This is a genomic window from Ruegeria sp. AK4 (assembly GCF_056541025.1).
This window is the reverse complement of sequence record NZ_JBQFXS010000030.1, coordinates 1-17,268: the sequence shown is the minus strand read 5'-3', so window position 1 is coordinate 17,268 and position 17,268 is coordinate 1. Positions and strand designations below refer to the sequence as shown.

The 17,268-nt window shown below is 55.5% G+C and carries 13 protein-coding genes; 3 read left to right on the top strand and 10 right to left on the bottom strand.

The annotated features are described in order from the left end of the window. Window positions 1-284: 284 nt before the first annotated feature. The 6 genes from ACR0EZ_RS24105 to ACR0EZ_RS24080 all read right to left on the bottom strand — a co-directional run bounded on the left by ACR0EZ_RS24105 (window position 285) and on the right by ACR0EZ_RS24080 (window position 7,423). Entirely contained in the window at window positions 285-1,685 is a 1,401-nt protein-coding gene (locus ACR0EZ_RS24105) for a TRAP transporter large permease (protein ID WP_480617341.1), read from the bottom strand. Between the two features lie 11 nt (window positions 1,686-1,696). Further along, on the bottom strand, window positions 1,697-2,329 hold the full coding sequence (locus ACR0EZ_RS24100; protein ID WP_480617340.1) for a TRAP transporter small permease subunit: 633 nt from the start codon (window positions 2,327-2,329) through the stop codon (window positions 1,697-1,699). Window positions 2,330-2,397: 68 nt separating this feature from the next. After that, window positions 2,398-3,408, bottom strand: a complete 1,011-nt coding sequence (gene dctP, locus ACR0EZ_RS24095; protein ID WP_480617339.1) for a TRAP transporter substrate-binding protein DctP — start codon at window positions 3,406-3,408, stop codon at window positions 2,398-2,400. A 125-nt stretch (window positions 3,409-3,533) separates the two neighbouring features. Then, window positions 3,534-4,874: a sigma-54-dependent transcriptional regulator gene (locus ACR0EZ_RS24090; RefSeq protein WP_480617338.1), complete on the bottom strand. Its 1,341-nt coding sequence runs from the start codon at window positions 4,872-4,874 to the stop codon at window positions 3,534-3,536. Then, entirely contained in the window at window positions 4,871-6,601 is a 1,731-nt protein-coding gene (locus tag ACR0EZ_RS24085; RefSeq protein ID WP_480617337.1) for a sensor histidine kinase, read from the bottom strand. Before ACR0EZ_RS24085 ends, ACR0EZ_RS24090 begins: the two co-directional genes overlap by 4 nt. Before the next feature lie 114 nt (window positions 6,602-6,715). Beyond that, window positions 6,716-7,423 carry an IS6 family transposase gene (locus ACR0EZ_RS24080; RefSeq protein WP_480617336.1) on the bottom strand — a complete coding sequence of 236 codons (708 nt, stop codon included), beginning with the start codon at window positions 7,421-7,423 and terminating at the stop codon, window positions 6,716-6,718. On the opposite strand from ACR0EZ_RS24080, the gene ACR0EZ_RS24075 reads away from it, so the two are divergent. Then, window positions 7,422-7,601 (top strand): hypothetical protein, encoded by a 180-nt coding sequence (locus ACR0EZ_RS24075; RefSeq protein WP_480617335.1) that lies wholly within the window; start codon window positions 7,422-7,424, stop codon window positions 7,599-7,601. The genes ACR0EZ_RS24080 and ACR0EZ_RS24075 overlap by 2 nt on opposite strands. Before the next feature lie 31 nt (window positions 7,602-7,632). Continuing rightward, the gene (locus ACR0EZ_RS24070; protein WP_480617334.1) at window positions 7,633-10,860 is read left to right on the top strand and encodes a TIR domain-containing protein; all 3,228 of its coding nucleotides are present in this window, start codon (window positions 7,633-7,635) and stop codon (window positions 10,858-10,860) included. A gap of 316 nt (window positions 10,861-11,176) precedes the next feature. Here ACR0EZ_RS24070 and ACR0EZ_RS24065 read toward each other — a convergent pair whose 3' ends face one another. The 4 genes from ACR0EZ_RS24065 to ACR0EZ_RS24050 are packed head-to-tail and all read right to left on the bottom strand — an operon-like array spanning window position 11,177 to window position 15,101. Beyond that, window positions 11,177-11,926: a proteasome-type protease gene (locus tag ACR0EZ_RS24065; RefSeq protein WP_480617333.1), complete on the bottom strand. Its 750-nt coding sequence runs from the start codon at window positions 11,924-11,926 to the stop codon at window positions 11,177-11,179. An 11-nt stretch (window positions 11,927-11,937) separates the two neighbouring features. Continuing rightward, complete coding sequence (locus tag ACR0EZ_RS24060; protein WP_480617332.1) at window positions 11,938-12,735, bottom strand: transglutaminase family protein; 798 nt, start codon at window positions 12,733-12,735, stop codon at window positions 11,938-11,940. Window positions 12,736-12,738: 3 nt separating this feature from the next. Beyond that, on the bottom strand, window positions 12,739-13,680 hold the full coding sequence (locus ACR0EZ_RS24055; RefSeq protein ID WP_480617331.1) for an alpha-E domain-containing protein: 942 nt from the start codon (window positions 13,678-13,680) through the stop codon (window positions 12,739-12,741). 2 nt (window positions 13,681-13,682) lie between these two features. Next, window positions 13,683-15,101, bottom strand: coding sequence for a circularly permuted type 2 ATP-grasp protein (locus ACR0EZ_RS24050; RefSeq protein ID WP_480617330.1), 1,419 nt, complete (start codon window positions 15,099-15,101; stop codon window positions 13,683-13,685). A gap of 442 nt (window positions 15,102-15,543) precedes the next feature. Here ACR0EZ_RS24050 and ACR0EZ_RS24045 point away from each other — a divergent pair, with 442 nt between their 5' ends. Beyond that, entirely contained in the window at window positions 15,544-16,296 is a 753-nt protein-coding gene (locus ACR0EZ_RS24045) for a DUF1963 domain-containing protein (protein ID WP_480617329.1), read from the top strand. Window positions 16,297-17,268: the final 972 nt, after the last annotated feature.

Below are 17,268 nucleotides of genomic sequence, written 5' to 3'. Positions count from 1 at the left end.
GGCCCAAAGCGGACCTTCACGCGTCGGGCAGTGAAGGTCCGAATTGCCATGGCAATCCATGCAACATTAAGACCGGTAACCGTTCGCGTGTAGTGCGGCATTAAGAAAAAAGGGCTCGTTGTGGACATCGGGGCAGTGCAGCATCTGCTCAGGATCTTGTCCGCTCCCGATCGCGGACAGCCCAAACCGGCCATTGAACAAGTGTCATGTATTCTGGAGCGCATCTGATTGATGCAGGCCATAGCTGCACCGGCAAACCGCACTCCAAAATCATCCCATGTGATTCAAACCTGTCCGGGAAGCCACAGAACGATAGCTGGGAAAGCAACGAGCATCGCTATGGTTGCAGCGTCCGCCAGAAAGAAAGGCGTTACACCTTTAAAAACATCCTGAACGCTCAGGTCATTACGCACGCCAGCCACTACAAAGCAATTCAGCCCGATGGGTGGGGTGATCAGGCAAAACTCGGCCATTTTGACAACCAGAATGCCAAACCAGATGGCACACATAGGCCCGGACATACCGAAGGTGCTATCGGCTGCACTTACGGCTTCACCACCGTTCAACGCCATGACGGCGGGGTAAACTACCGGCAACGTCAGGAGCAGCATACCTATCGCATCCATGAACATGCCCAGTACAGCGTAAGCCAGAAGAATACAGATCAGGATTAGCATCGGAGACATCTCAAGCGAGGTAATCCAGTCGGAGAATGCACTTGGCAGTTCGGCGAAACCAAGAAAACGAACGTAGACCAAAACGCCCCAGATGATCGTGAAAATCATGACGCTGAGTTTGGCGGTTTCCAAAAGCGCATCTTTGAGTTCGGCCCAGCGCATGCCCTTATACAGCGCCATCAGGAACACCACGAAGGCTCCAATTGCGCCGCCTTCAGTTGGCGTACCCCAGGCATCTCCGCCGAACGGGTTGTAGACAAAGAAGATGATGGTGACGACGACAATCACGATGGGCAACGCGGGCGGCAATGAGAGGAAACGTTCTTTCCATGTAAAGCCGGTGACCGCAGGACCAAATCCTTTGATCACGACGGCCATGCCGATGATCAGCAAGCCATAAATTACCGCCGAGAACATGCCCGGGATGAACCCGGCCAACAGCAGTTTGCCCACGTCCTGCTCGACGATAATCGCGTAGATGACCAGAATGGCCGAAGGCGGTATGAGCGAGGCGAGCGTACCACCTGCAGCGACGACACCTGCAGCAAAACGCTTGTCGTAGCCGATCTTCAGCATCTCAGGGATGGCGATACGGGCGAACACAGCGGATGTGGCGACCGAGGCCCCGGATACCGCCGCAAACCCAGCGGTTGCGAAAACGGTCGAAACCGCCAACCCGCCCGGGACCCATGCCAGCCAACGCTTCGCGGCTTCGAACAGCGCCTTGGTCAGGCCCGCGTAATAGGCAAGGTAACCAATCAGGATGAAAGTCGGGATAAGGCTCAACGCCTGGCTTGAAATCTTGGAGTGCGGCACCTGCCCTGCTGTTTTGACGGCCACAGTCACAGCCTTGCCGAACCGCGCCGGGTCATACCCAAACTTGGCCCAGAAGATCCAGATCAGACCAACCATGCCAGCTGTCGCGGCGGCAAAGGCCACGCGCATCCCCAACACCACAAGAACAAGCATACCGCCCGAGACGATCAGACCAATATCAATGGGTTCCATCAGATTTAACCTCAGTTGTCGTGGCCCGAGACGTGCTCGGCTTCCATAGCAGCTTGAGTGGCTGCATCGGCTATTAGTGGGACGGCAATAGGTGCCTGATCCGGGTGCCGGATCGCGCGACCGTAGGCCCAGAGCTGCAAAGCAAGCCTCAGGCAAAGCACGCTGAAGGCGACGGGGGCCAACAGCTTTGCGGGCCACAGCGGGATACCTATGTCGATGGAGCTGTCGCGGCTCCAGAGTGGAGCACCAAAGTCAAAGCTGCGTGCGAAATGCGCCCAGCTTCCCCAGATCAGCAAGACGATCAGCACCAGAATGACGGCGGTCGTGATGAACTCAACGATATAGAGCGTCCGGCCTTTGAGCGCCCCAACGACCATGTCCATTCGGATATGACCGCCATCACGCTGCGCATAAGAAATCCCCATGAAAGCGATTAACGGCATGGCCTGCTCGATCCAGTCCACGTAACCGGGAAGTGGCGCATTGGCGAAATTCCGACCACCAACGGAGACTACGGCCATGACCATCAGCGAAAAAACCGCAAGACCGCTGATCAGAGCCAGAAAGCTTTCCAGTTTGTAGAGGCGTTGATCGAGAATGCTGAGACGGCTGTCGTCAGACAGCACTTGGGATGACCCGGCCATCGTTGTACTCCGCTGTCAGGGAAAAAGGCACCCGACGCCAATCAAGCTGACGCCGGGCAGTGAGTAGATTAGCTGCCGTTAGCGATCTTCCCGGTCACAAGGTCATAAAGCTCTTGTGCTGGTAGGCCACGCTCGGTGTTTTCTGCAATCCAGGCCTCAGCCGCGGGGGCGGCAGCAGCTTCTTTGAACGCTGCGATTTCTTCATCACTGAAAGTGACCCGTTCGATACCGCGTTGATCCAGCTCAGGGCCCCACGCTTCCATCGTTTTGGTCTGGTAGTGGCTCACGTAGTGATCCAACGCCTCTTCCACTGATCCCAGCAGAGCTTCGCGGTGTTCGTCAGACAGATCTTCCAGCGCCAGCGTGTTCACCACGACAGGGCAGTTGACGGTGCCGGGATTGAGGTTCGTCGTCCACCACGTGCCATTTTCAATGGTGCCAAAGGACATATGCGCGTGTGGCGCAAAGCTGACCGCTTTGACGATGCCGCTGTCCATTGCCTGACGCACTTCGGATGCAGACATCGAGGTAGGAACTGCCCCAACCGTCTCCATCGCTTTACCGATGCCGCCAGTCGCCCGAACGCTCAGACCTTCGAAATCGGTTAGGGATTTAGGTGCTTCACCGACGCCAACAAGGTTGTACTGCGGCAGCGGCGACGGCATCAGAAGCGTAGCATCCCAGCGGGCCAGATCCTTGACAACGGCCGGGTGTTGGTAGACAGCCATCGACAGGTCGACCTCTTGGTCCAGCGATGTCACACCCAGAAACGGCAGTTCCAGAACCGTGATCGAGGGGTTTTTGTCGCGATGATAGCCAGCGCAGAACTGAGCCATTTCAAACGCACCGATCGAAATCCCATCGAGGTTTTCTTTGTTCTTCGACAGGCCGCCATAGCTGATGTTGAGTGTGAACTCACCGCCCGTCTTTTCGCTCACCAGTTCGGCAAGTTTCTCGACGTGTTCGGTAAAGGCACGACGCTTGCCCCACAGGGAAACGTTCCATTCGACGGCCAGTGCTTCGGATGCAACGGTCAGTGACAGGGCAGCAATGGCCGCCCGGTTAAGATGTTTGCGCATAATGGCTCCTCCCAGATCACGCAATTCGCTTGTGTGGAGTATCCAGGATGGGCAGCAGCCTGCCTATGAAGGAAAATGCGTGTGAACAGTCGGAGTCCCTGCGGATATCCGCAGAGTGGTTTCGCTTACAAGAGCGCCTCTTTATCGAGACCGAGTTTGACGATCTTTTCGTTGAGCGTCCGGCGGCCAATCCCAAGCGCTTCGGCGGCGGCTTCCATGCGGCCTTTATGTGCCTTGATGGCTTTGCCGATGAGCTCGCGTTCAAAAGCAGCAACCGCTTCGCGCAGCGTATCCGGCACTTCGTCGAAGTGCTGATCGCTTTGGATAGCCTGGGCCACCGACCCTCCTCCGCGTCGGGCCGCCAAAATACGCCGTTCGCAGACATGGCGCAATTCACGTACATTCCCGGGCCAGCTATGTGCAAGCAGAGCGGCCAAATCGTCCTGATCGAGTTCTGGCGCGTCTATCTCATAAACCTGCGCGTATTCGTTCAAGAAATGCGTTGCCAAAAGCACCAGATCATCCCGTCTTTGACGTAGTGGAGGTAAGGACAGGACAACAGTATTCAATCGAAACAAAAGGTCCTGACGCAGGCGGCCTTCCTCGGCTACCACTACAACGTCTTCGTTGGTTGCTGACACGACCCTGAAGCTTACTGGTACCGGCGACACAGCCCCCACCGGCAACACCTGCTGTTCTTCGATGACCCTTAGTAGCTTGGCTTGCGCCGCTGGTGGGCACGAGCAGATTTCGTCCAGAAACAAGGTTCCGCCCGAAGCCGCCACAAGCCTTCCATCGGTTTCACCCGCGACGCCGAACATTTCCACTTCAAACGTATCGGCCGACAATGCGGCGCAATTCAGCGCCAAAAACGGTGCCTCCGGCGAGCGACCCAAATCATGTAAGGCGTGGGCAACTAGCTCTTTCCCGGTGCCCGTATCTCCCTGTAACAAAACCGCAACCGAAGTATCAGCAAGATCAAGTACATCTTGTCGCAAGTCTGTAATGGCGTCCGTTTGGCCCAGCAGTATGCGGTCAAGGCCTGACAATTTGAACAGCCGGTCTTTGAGGCGGGCATTGCTTCTTCGCATTCGGTTTTGTTCAGCTGCGTGCCTCAGCACCGTAAGCAATCGCCGTGGCTCATATGGCTTTTCGATGAACCCATACGCCCCATCCTGTATAGCCTGAACCGCCATCGGGATGTCACCATGTGCCGAAATCAATACCACCGGAGGCGCAACATGCCTGTCCAGACTGGCCAGCAATTCAAGCCCAGACATACCCGGCATACGCACATCGGACAGAATGACATCGGGCGACGCGCTCGCCAGATACTCCGTCACCTGGGTCGCGCGCGACAGGGCGCTAACAGTCCAGCCAGCGGCTTCGAGCAACTCGATAAGGGATTGTCGCATCGATTTGTCATCATCAACGACCAGAACTTTGAAGGGTTGCTGCTGGGTCATTCGTCCGTTTCTTCAGTAATCGAGGCTATCGGGAAGGTGACGCGGAAAATCGTTCCGCCGCCATCACGATTTCGGGCCGTCATTGTGCCATCGTGATCTTTGACAATGCTGGTAGAAATGGCCAGTCCCAAGCCCATGCCTCTCCCGCTCTCCCTTGTGGTTACAAATGGCTCTTGCAACTCAGCCAGCGTTGCCTCGCCCAACCCGTGACCGTTGTCCTGAACTTCCAACTCGACCTCATCATCAGTAGCCATGACAGCGATATGGATTTCAGGCGCCTCCGCTTCATCCATAGCATCTATGGCATTGCGCAAAAGATTAGTGATGACCTGCTCGATCCGCAGTGCACTGCCCCGGATAAAGACCGGCCCGGTCGGCACATCAACTGAGATTTTCACCTTACCCTGCTCGATGTTTGGCGCAACCAGAGCCAACGCGGCATTGACCGAAGTGCATAAGTCTACGTCGTCGAACGCCTCGCTCTCTGAGCGCGCGAAGAACCGCAATTGGCGCGTGATCCCCTCCATCCTGTCGACCAGACTTCCAAATTTTTGCGGTAGCTTAGACCCACTGGAAGATGAGAGCTCTTCTGCCACCAGGTGATTGCGCATCGCAGCGATCGGCTGGCCCAGTTCATGCGTGACCGACGCGGATAGTTGCCCCAGAGCCGCCAGTCGGCTTGCGCGCTCCAATTCCCCTTGAGTGCGTTTGAGGTTCCGCTCGGCTGTCTTGCGGTCGTCGATTTCGATAGCGAGCCTTTCATTTGCCTCCCGCAGCTTTGCTTCTTCCTCTTCGGACCGCACCAAGGCCGCGCCTACGCGCCTTGCGCGTTGTATCTGAAAGAAGATAAATGCGAGCCCCGCCAAAAGGACAAAAACTGATGTTACAAGCCAACTGCGCGCAACGGCCTGATCGTCACTTGCAAAATAGTGAAGCGACCAGCCATCGGGTAAATCCGTAGCTGCAAGATGCAGGCTCTTCGTCCCCGCAATTCTGGCCTGATCTCCCGGCAACTCAACCCAATCCAACGCATCTAAGTCTTGCCCCGGAAACTGCCTGGCATCTCGAATCCGTTCTTGCTGTGGTTCTGACAATGGCGTTAACGCGCGATATTGCCAATCTGAGTTCGAAGAAAGCAGAACGACGCCGTCTTCATTGGCTAAAAGAACCTGTTCGCCCGAGTTTTTCCAACTATCCTGAAGATCAGAGAAATCGATCTTAATCGCTATGACACCAATAGAAGCTCCCTGGTCGTCAAGCACAGCGTTGGCGATGAAGTATCCTGGCAGACCAGTCGTTGCCCCGATGGCATAGAAGCGGCCCTGTTTACCAGAAATGGCAGCTTGGAAATACGGACGGAAAGCGTAGTTCTGGCCAACAAAGCTCCCAGTGTCGCGGTAGTTCGATGCGGAAATCGTGATCCCGTCTTCGTCCATCAGGTAGATCGCATCCAGTCCCGCCTGCTCCGCAAAATCCTCGAGGCGTCGGTTTAAAGCTCCGGTGCCGTCTCCTTCAGCTGTTCCAATTACAAAGGAATCCTGTGACAGCACATATGTGAGGTGGGAAAATCGTTCGAGTTCGCTGTTTACCGAGCCTTGGTAAAGAGAGAGCCGGCCCTGAGCTTTCGAAAGCTCCTCCGAAACGAAGTACTGGTAAGAAAACAAATAAAGGCCAATGCTGGCGGCAATGGCTACCAAAATACCTACAATATACGAAGCTGATCGCATTGAATGCCCATGAACTGCGACAGCATAGGATCACAGTAGGTTTTAGCCGTCCATCCCAGAGGGTGCTGTCAGACGAATTCGAACCAGTCTCAATGTGCCGCGGAAACCGCGAACCTATCCGGAACAAAGTTGACGCCACTCGGCAAGAGCGGCGGTGCGTGTCAGCTTGAAGGTGTCCCGGCTGGCGAGCGATCTTTCCTGGTTGAAGTGGTTGTAGACGGAGGAATGGACGGAGGCGAATTTCTGTAGACTTCGCATGCGTCTGAAACGCTGCATCGCGCGTTCGCGTCGGCGAAACGGCAGGTGCGAATTCTCGACGCGGTTATTGAGCCACCTGCCTGTCCTTTGTTTTTCGAGTGCACCCAGTTCTCTGCGCGCGGCTCTGTATGAGGCAAAGCGATCCGAGACGACGGTTTCCGCTTTGCCGTGTCGCTTCATTAACTTCTTGAGGAATTTCAGTGCTGCAGCTTTGTTTCGGCGCTTGGTGACAACGGCTTCCAGCACCTCGCCTTCGTGATCAACAGCCCGCCAAAGATAATGCCGCTTGCCATTTACCTTCACGAAAACCTCGTCAACGTGCCACATCCATTTGGAGAACGTGCGCAGTTGCTGAACACGCTTCCGTCGGATCTCAGCTGCAAACATTGGACCAAACCTGTTCCACCAATATCGGACAGTTTCGTGGCTCACGTCGATGCCTCGCTCGTGCAACAGATCTTCGACATTCCAAAGCGAGAGCGGGAAACGGATGTACAGCATAACAGCAAGGCGGATGATCTCGGGGCTGGTTTTGAAATACTTGAAAGAGGCAGGTTTGGTCATGGGCAAAAGCTACGCAACCGCCCTGCCCCGCTCAACCTTAATTCTTCTGACAAGACCCGTCGTTCAGCTCGCCCTTGATAATTCTCTCGTCACCGTCCATGCAAAACTGCCGAAATTGCCAGTTCCATTGCTGTCGGATTACAATGGCGTCGTGTGCGCCGCGCATCAAGCGCGCTAGATTACGACATGCATGGCATCGGTACGTGCTAATGGAGAAAGCCGCAGGACACAATGCGACAGTCTCGGCGACGCTGGCGCCGGGCGGAACGTCGCCGCGCCGCTTCAAGTGGTCACTACTGCTTGGATTCGACGTGTTCATCTCCTACCGCAGGGGCCCCCATGCATCGGCGTACATCCGCAATCTTCAGAATGCCCTGCATGCTGAAGGGTTGACCTGCTTCGTGGATCAGGAGGAAACCGAAGGCGGGGAGCAACTGGGCGCGGTAATTCAACGATCGATTCGTCGCAGTCGTACGTTGGTGGTTCTGGCAGAGCCGCGGGTGGTGGACTCGCAGTGGGTTGCGAAAGAGATCGTGCTTTTTCGACGCAAGCCGCGCCGCAAGATCATTCCGATCAGTATCGATGACTTCCTGATGCCGGACGAGGCGCAGCCGGAGCCGTTCGATCATTTGCAGAGTGTATCGTGGCTGAACGAGTCAGGCTCTGCGTTTGAAGACGGGCAACCATCAGAAGCGGTGGTGGGCGGCGTTCGCGCCGCATTCAATCGGTTTCGTGTGAAAACGCTGAGCCGGATGATCACGACCGCCGTCATGGTGATCCTCGCGCTGTTTGCGGGGACCGCCTGGCTGCAGCAACGCGAAGCCGTGCAACAGTCGCAAATTGCGGAACAGCGACGACAGGTCGCGCAGTCCCGTCAGCTTGCGTTGCAGTCGGCGAACCATCTGGATGAAGATTTCGATCTTGCGATGCTGTTGGCGGTCGAGTCCGCGACCACGCTTGACACCGCAGAGGCGCGGGCTGCGCTGGTCACAGGGTTCGAACATCATCGCTTTCTTACCGCGTGGATGCATCCGGACGTTGGCTTTTCGACCTCTGGCAAAAGCTTGGCCTTCAGCCCGAACGGACAGCTGCTTGCCGCATCAGGTAATGTCTATCCGATTGTGCTCTGGGATGTTCCGGCAAAGCGCACCATCGCGCCAGCGCTTCAGTCGGACGGACTTCGCAACGTACTGGCGCTCGATTTCAGCCCGGATTCAAAGCTGATCGCCGGCGGTGATGAAGGTGGCGCGGTCCAGGTTTGGGACGTCGCGTCGCAACAGGCGCTTGGTCAGGTGCTCAAGCATGAACATGCCGTCCAGGGGATCGCCTTTTCACCCGATGCAAAGACGCTCGCGGTTGCCACCTGTCGACCACGCAATTGCGACCAGAAGGAAACCGGCGAAATCCGTCTGTGGGATACGACGCATTTTCAGCCAGCTGCCGGTTCGCCGCCGCCAGAGCAGACCCGGGGGGTGCGATGTATTGCCTTTTCCCCCGACGGGGGGCTGCTCGCTTGGGGGGATTCCAACGGCGCCATCACGCTGTGGGACCTGTCGCGCGGTGAACCCGTTGGGGCACCGATCGAGACCGAACTTGACGCGGTGCGGTTCATCACGTTCAGCCCGGATGGAACGCTTTTGGTCGCCGTCAACGAACATGGTGTGTTCGGGCGCTGGCGACTTCCCGGTCGCGCGCAGATCGACGAGTCGCGAGAGCTGAGCGGTCATCCCCACCTGACGTTTTTCATGGGAACGAGGGACGTTGCGCCTGCACTTTCCAATTTGCGCGTCGGTGATGGCGTTCCGTTCAGACGCAGCCTTGGCGGCGACGTGTGGGCCGCGCACCTTGGGGTCATGGCGGCGCCCCATCGGGGCGGAATACTTCTGTGGCAGCACAACTACCATGACCGGGCCACCTTCCTGGGAAATCCCGCTGAAATGAAGGTTGGCTATCCAACGAGTTGGACCCACGAGAATGCCGTTCACAACGTGTTTCCAGACGGCGCAACTGTTGCCGTGGCAGGCCCGACGGGCAAGGTTTCGATCAAGCCGTTACACACGGACGAGGAAACACGATCATGGGACACGGGTATCAAGGACATCACCAGCATCACCATCAGTCCGGATGGCACGCGCATTGCCGTTGCAGGATGCGCCGAGATGTTTCGCCCCGATGGCAACGAACGACGCCGTGGGTTGGTTGCGCGTTGTTTGCGAAGCCGCGCCGTGAACTGGATGGTCGCGGACGGGGAAATACAGGATGAGGCCTTTGAAGATCACGATAGCGCCGTGATGACCATGATGTTCGACGAACATGGTGACACGCTGTTGTCATTTGGTCGTGACGGTAGCCGCGTCGCGCGTGATCTCGACAGCAACACCGTGCGAAAGGCAGACCCAATCGACCCGGCGTTGAACCTGGAAGAGTTTGCGGTGAGCCCGGATCAAGAAATGGTCATCGCCTCGGCCGGCATCGGGATCACACACCGCAGCCGCGTGTTGTTGTGGGCGAAGCCGTTTCAAACCGACCGGGCACCACGCGCATGGGACCGCAACGGACGTATCTATAGCCTCGCCTTTCATCCGCGTGACGGTTCGGTGGTCATCGGCGGGGGTGGGGGCAATATCCAGCGCTGGCAACCGGATGCGATAAGCAATACGTCGGTGTTACAGGCTGGCTCTGCGCTTACTAAAAGTGCCACCTACGAGGTGAGCGCCCTCGCCTTGAGTCCAGATGGCAGGCTACTGGCCTCAGAGTCCGACCAAGGCTTCATCATTTGGGATCTGGAGGCAGGCCAGCCGTTGATAACGCGGCGTGGCGCGGTCGAGCCGCTGACGTTCAGCCACGATGGGCAGACGCTGATCGCCGGCGACCGCGCGTTCGACCTGAATCTGACGCATTGGCAGCGTCGGGCCTGCGATCTCGTCAATCGCAACCTCACTTGGGCAGAGTGGGACTTGTATGTCGGTGACGACAATTATCGGCCTGTTTGTCCCCACATCGCGTTGGCGCCAGCGGACCTTGTGGCATACGCGAACGCACTGGTCGCGCGGGATCGGCTCGACCGTTTGCCGCCGATCCTTGCACAAGCCACCGTGCTTGCCGCCGACCGCGGGCCACCCGTCAACGATGAAATCTGTCGCACCGGCGGCTTGTTCGGTTTCGGAGAGACTGTCTTGCCGGCCTGCGATCGCGCGGTGGCGCTGTGCCAAAAGGATTTCGTGTGTGCCCGCTATCGGGACCGCCGCGCCGTTGCGCGGGCGCAGTCGGGTGCATTGGCGGACGCGGCGAGCGATCTGGAGGCCTCCATCGGGAACATGCTACGGCTTAACGCAAGTCAGGAACGGCTCACGCCTCGCAACGAATGGCTGCACGTGCTCCACGCTGGGCGAAATCCGTTCAACGCCGAGGTCTTGGAGCAGCTGCGTTTCGAGTAGCGTCTCGAGCATCTTCTCGGATGGCGAGATCATCGTCGCCAAACTCCAACGCACTGTGTCCTTTATTCACAATGGTTTTTTTGTTGAGGGCAGACCACCCACTGGCTCCGTGATTGCGCCGATCAAATGCCAAATCAATATAGGCACTTTGTCCTGTATTTCGAATTCTCCAAAACTTGTGCTTGCATCTTCAAAGCGATGTGGATGGACACTTGCTCATTCGAAGACGCCGACTTTATTCGGAAAGCGGCATCACGCAAAATGGGCTCGCTGCGGGTGGCACCTGGGATTTTGGTCATGGCTTCTTAGCGGACATTCAACTGTTTGGTGTTCGTTCTGGTTTGTACTCTGGAAGTTTGGACAGGGCAGTTTTTAACGCATCGCCCCACCCCTCTGAGATAGTTCGAAAGTAATGATCGTCGGGTTCGAACCTTGATCGCGTACCACCTTCAAAGCGGTCTTCATCGTAGAGAAGCAGATCAAGCGGAGCCCCGACAGACAGATTGGCCTTGATTGTAGAGTCGAAACTTACAAGTAAGAGTTTAACAGCTTCCGGAAAGCTCATTTCCGGATCATAGGCTCGCACTAGAATTGGGCGACCGTATTTTGTCTCTCCGATCTGAAAGAACGGGGTGTCGTCGCCGGCCTCGATAAAGTTGCCTTCAGGGTAGATCAGAAACAAGCGAGACGGGCCGCCCTTGATCTGGCCTCCCAGAATGAGTGTCGCGTGAAAAGCGCTGTCAGCTTGCTGACCAGACCGGGCGTGCTCCTCGATGACGTCGTTCAGCGTAGCCGCGACCAGTTGCGCGACTTGAAACATTGTCGGTGCTTCCAAGATCGATGGTGAACGATCTGCCGGGGCTTTAGTTCGCTCTTCCAGAAGGCTTATTGTGGCCTGAGTCGTGGCCAGGTTTCCGGCCGTTAGGATCGTGATCGACCGATCACCTTCGACCGACCAGTTGAACATCTTGTTGAACGTCGAAACATTGTCCACGCCTGCGTTAGTGCGCGTATCGGACATGAACACCAGCCCGCGGTTCAGCCGCATGCCCACAGCATAGGTCATCAAATTCTCCGTTACTGCTGTGCGACTTGCAACTGCACTGTCAATTGCTCGCCCGCTGTCCCAATTCTATTCCCTATTACCGGTGCGGCTTGGGCATAGTCCAGCCCGGTTGCGACGCGTACGTATCGATCGTCAGGTGAGATCCCGTTTGAAACGTCAAACCCGACCCAGCCAAGCCCGTCCAAATGGACTTCGGCCCAGGCATGGGTCGCGTCCTGCAGTTCCGTTTCGTTCATCATCAAGTAACCCGATACATAGCGTGCTGGCAGTCCGATCTTTCGCGCGCATGTAATGAAGATATGAGTGTGGTCCTGGCACACGCCGCGCCCAGCTTTGAGGGCATCTTCTGCGCTCCAGCCCGGGTGCGAACTTCCAATTTCGTACGAGACCTGAGCTCGAATTTTTTCGGACAGAGCATGCATCTGTTCCAGCGGTTCGCCGTTGGGCAACGCGCCTATCACTTCGGCAACCCCTTTCCCCGGCGTTGTCTGCGGGGTGCCCCTTTTGAACAGCCACAAGGGCGTTGACCCTTCGTGACGTCCCAAGATGCCGTGGGTGTCTTTCACCTCAACAACGCCTTCAGAGATCAACGAAATACTCTGGGTGTTTGCGCCGAAACTGATCAATTCCACGGTGTTGCGGTGGTAGTCTTCAAACGTCAGTTCTTTACGCCCGCCGGTGATTTCGGTGTTCCAACTTTCAATGCTTTGATTGCGAAAGGACTTTGGTGTCTTCCTCAGCTGTTGCAGCCCGAAGGGAACCGGTGCGTCGAAATCGTATCGTGTCTCGTGTCGAATGTGCAGTTTCATTGTCTACTCGTAGAACCGGTAATCAATCTCGATCTGACGGCTTAAGTTGCCTAGGTCGGTTAGAAAGTCCTGAATGTATTCGTGAAGACCAAATTCAAAGATATCCGAGATCTTCTGATCCAGGTATTTTTCGTAGAGAGCATTAGACGCCTCGCACGAAGGCCCGGCAAAGCCATAGTCTTTCTTCAGGTATGACAGGTTCTCTTGAATCTTTCTGCAGCAAAAGTGAAGGCTGCGAGGCATCCGCTGATCCAAGATCAGAAATTGCGCGATATCAGACGGTCGTGTTTTCTCACCATGCGTCATTCGATACCCTCCACCAGCGCCGACAGATCGGAGGATGCTTTCCCATTGGATGTTGTCCAGTGACGAGCCGACCGAGAAGGCTGTGGGCAGAAGAACATAGTATTTCACGTCCAAAATGCGACCGGTATTGTCTGCCCGTTCGACAAACGTCCCAATACGGGTGAAGTCGAAAATGTCATTGCGCAGCATGGTTCCCAAGGTGGCGCCGCGCACCAGCGCCGCCTGTTGGCGAATAAGTTCTAGCGTCGCGGGCAAATCCCGCTCATTCACGCGGCGCTTCATGACCTCGTCAATCTGCATCCAAGTCGCGTTTACGGCACTCCACACATCGTGGGTCAGTGCAGTCCGAACGAGGCGCGCGTTGTCTCGTGCCTGCTTGATAACCGACTTGATCGAGGATGGATTATCCGCATCCCGCAGCACCCAATCCACAGCATTGTCTTTTGAAATTTCATCGTACTTGGCGTGGTACCCATCCAGAACTCCGGCCGTTTTCAGAACCGACCCCCATTCCTCGGCGGAGTTCTTAGTCCGGGTCAACGCCATCCTTTGACCTGTTTCCAGCAGCCTGGCCGTGTTTTCCGCGCGCTCCAGGTATCGGGACATCCAGAACAACCCGCCAGCAGTTTTTCCCAGCATGGTCAGTCCTCCAGAACCCAGGTGTCTTTGGTCCCGCCGCCCTGGCTCGAGTTTACGACCAGTGACCCTTTCTTCAGCGCTACACGGGTCAAACCGCCGGGTGTGATTTTGATCCCGTCGGGCGACACCAAAACGAAGGGCCGTAGATCGACATGTCTGGGGGCCAACCCTGAACGCGCGAAAATGGGAACCGTCGAGAGTGACAGCGTCGGCTGAGCGATATAGTTCGCTGGTCGCGCCTTGAGCTTGTCCCGGAAAGCGGAAACCTCTTTTTTGCTGGCCGTCGGGCCAATCAACATGCCGTAGCCGCCAGACCCATGCACTTCTTTCACAACAAGCTCAGAAAGATTGTCTAGCACGTATGACAGTGAGACATTGTCACTGCACCGCCAGGTTGGAACATTCTGAAGCAGAGGCTTCTCACCTGTATAGAACTCAACGATCTCGGGCATGTAGGAATAGATAGCCTTGTCATCGGCAATACCCGTTCCGGGTGCATTCGCGATCGTGATGCCGCCTGCGCGATAAACGTCCAGAATGCCTGGCACACCCAATGCGCTGTCAGGGTTGAAATTCAGTGGATCCAAGAAGTCGTCATCAACCCGGCGATAAAGCACGTCGATGGGTTTATAGCCTCTGGTGGTGCGCATACAGACGCGTCCATCGACAACCCGAAGGTCGTGACCTTCGACCAATTCCACGGCCATTTGATCAGCAAGAAACGCATGTTCGTAGTAGGCTGAGTTATAGATGCCGGGGGTTAACACCGCGACAGTTGGTTCTCCGTCTGCGCAAGCTGGTGCACAGGCCGCAAGAGACCGTCTCAGATTGCGGGGGTAGTCAGAAACATTCCGAACATTGGTCGCGCTAAAAAGCTCGGGGAACATCTTTAGCATCGTTTCCCGGTTCTCCAACATATAGCTGACCCCGGATGGCGTGCGAGCATTGTCTTCCAGAACGAAAAATTCGTCTGGTCCGGTTCGCACCAGATCGACACCTACTATGTGCGTATAAACCTGTCCGGGCGGTGAGACACCTAGCATCTGCGGCAGGAACGCTTCGTTTCCGGCAATCATCTCAGCCGGCACGCGCCCGGCCCGGACAATTTCCTGACGATGATAAATGTCATGTAGAAATGCGTTGATTGCCCGCACCCGCTGTTCGATGCCGCGTTCCAGCCGCTGCCATTCGCGCGCGGAAATGACACGTGGTACGATATCAAACGGTATCAGACGTTCCTCGGCCTCGGCTTTGCCATATACGTTAAAAGTGATGCCGGTCAGCCTGAAAACTTCTTCGGCTTCGCGCTGTTTGGCTCTTAACCGAGATGCATCCTCTGCGTTGAACCAACGGCCTATTTCTTCATACGGACCTCTGAGTGATCCATCGCCGTTGAACATTTCATCAAAATACTCACTCATACCATAAGTCTTACGATCAACTCAGAATTTTCAAGTTATTTAACATCGGTCAGCTGGAGCCTTCAGATGAAACGCCTAAAATTCAAGCTTATTAAGTGATATGATGGTCTTAAAAACGCAAAGCTGTCGGTATTTTCGGTTGATGCCACATTCATTGAATTGCGCTGAGCAGTGCCTGGTTTTTTGCGGCATCAGAGCGTCCACTTTGGGCTCGCGGTCGACGTCCGCTGACTTTCGCATCGGTGCCTGGAGCAGCCCTTTGCGGACATTCAAAACCGAACTTTGCAGTTCCGAATAGCGGACAAAGCCGCTATCGGATCGGATCAATTGAATTGTCCGCATCAGACATTCCGGATAACATTGACAGCCTTTGACTTTGGTCGGAAGTTGCATCTCCCAAGCTAATCATTGCTGCGGTGATCTATTGAGGGGAGCACGAAACGTGAAGAGCTACTGCGCTGCAATTCTCGTACCGAACAAGAAACTGCAAGATGCGGCTCTAAGTTTCATCGGCGGAGCTCCTACGAAAGGTGAGAATTCTTGGCCACTCAATCCAAAGAAGCCAGATGATCCGTTGCATTTGATCGCGCAATTGAGCTGCGAAGACATTCTCCGCGCCATCCCGTCCAATCCGCTCCCGAACCATGGGGTTCTCCAGTTCTTTTTCGATACGGAAGAATTCGTCGATTCTGAAGACAGACCCACATGTCGCGTGCTGTGGCAAAGCCATCCTGAACCGAAAGAAACGCTGGCATCACCCGAACGCCTCAAAACCGTCGGCGGAGGGATGTGGTCGTACTTGTTCGGCAAGGCGAAATCCGAAGTTGAAGTGCCCCACCAGCTGCCGCAAACCAATCTCGAATTTCGCGCAATCGAGACAACGCGTGAGCGGGCGATTCAAGACGTGGCCACTCGCCGTGGAATTGACCTGTCAGACTTCAAGCCTGACCTTATTGGACCGTGGAATTTTTGGCACCAAGCTCTCGGGGAACTACCGCCTGATCTGGGTGGTGGTCCGCTGAGTAGAGATCCGCAGGTGGCAGAGAACATTTTGTTGTTGCGCCTTGTGTGCGATGAGAACCTTGGCTTGGACTGGGACGGGCATCACAATCCATCGCTGACGTTCTGGATTTCCAAAGCCAACCTAGACGCCAATCGGTGGGATCAGGCTTACGCGTTGTTCACTGACTTCTAGGAAACCGCTCGAAAGCGGCCATTGGTGCGTTTTGCAGCATCGGTCAATTTGGGCTCGACGCAGACGTTCGCCTGAGTATCGCGAGCGACCGCTATGCGCATAAATCAGACTTTACAAAGCTCATTGGCGCATAGGTCATCCAGATAGGTACATAGTCGAATTGTTGATTTTGAGCTAAGTCTTTGACCTAATACTAGCAACTGTATTTCTCAGGGGGTCTGAGCCGACCAGTTTTGCCGAGATTTGAGGAGTGCGTTTGCGATTGTGACGAGCTTTCTAGCGACTGCTGTGATGATGACTTTGTGTGGCTTGCCCGCGTCACGCAAACGATCTGCGAAGATCTTGAGATGGGGAGCACGCCTATGAGATGGGCACATCGGAATTACATCGAACCAGCATCATGTTGGCAGCCATCGCGCTGACCACGAACCGAAGCAAGTACCCGAAGGATCTCAGCCGAAAGCCGCGAGAAAAGGTGGAACGGACACTAACAATACCAAGGTAGCCGCTCCGGCGGATCAATTGTTATACCCAAAACCGCTTGATTGAAGCGACCCCGTTACCGAAGCCCTGAACCTAGCTTTTGTTTAGGATACCGCAAAGTCGGCTGTTGTCTTGCGCTGGCAAAACTCTACTCGAAGCCTGACATTTGAGACGTGGATTTCGAGTGCGTGTTTTTGGGCGACAACGTGGCATATATTTCAAAAACAGCCGATCCGCATGAGTTTGTCTTACAATCGAACGATTTCAGAAGGCTAGGCCGCAAGCAGGATCAGGATCCATCTGAGTTTGGCTCAGGTTTCTGACAATTGGGCAGACGGGCCTCCAACACACGACCGATATCAAGTGCATTCGGTTAAAGCCGTTTTGGCAGAACTACTGAGAATTAGGGCAATTTCTGATCATGGGCCTGAAGTTACTTTTCGCATACTCCAAACTTTCAATTTTGGAGTTGCGACCATCGAGCTTAAC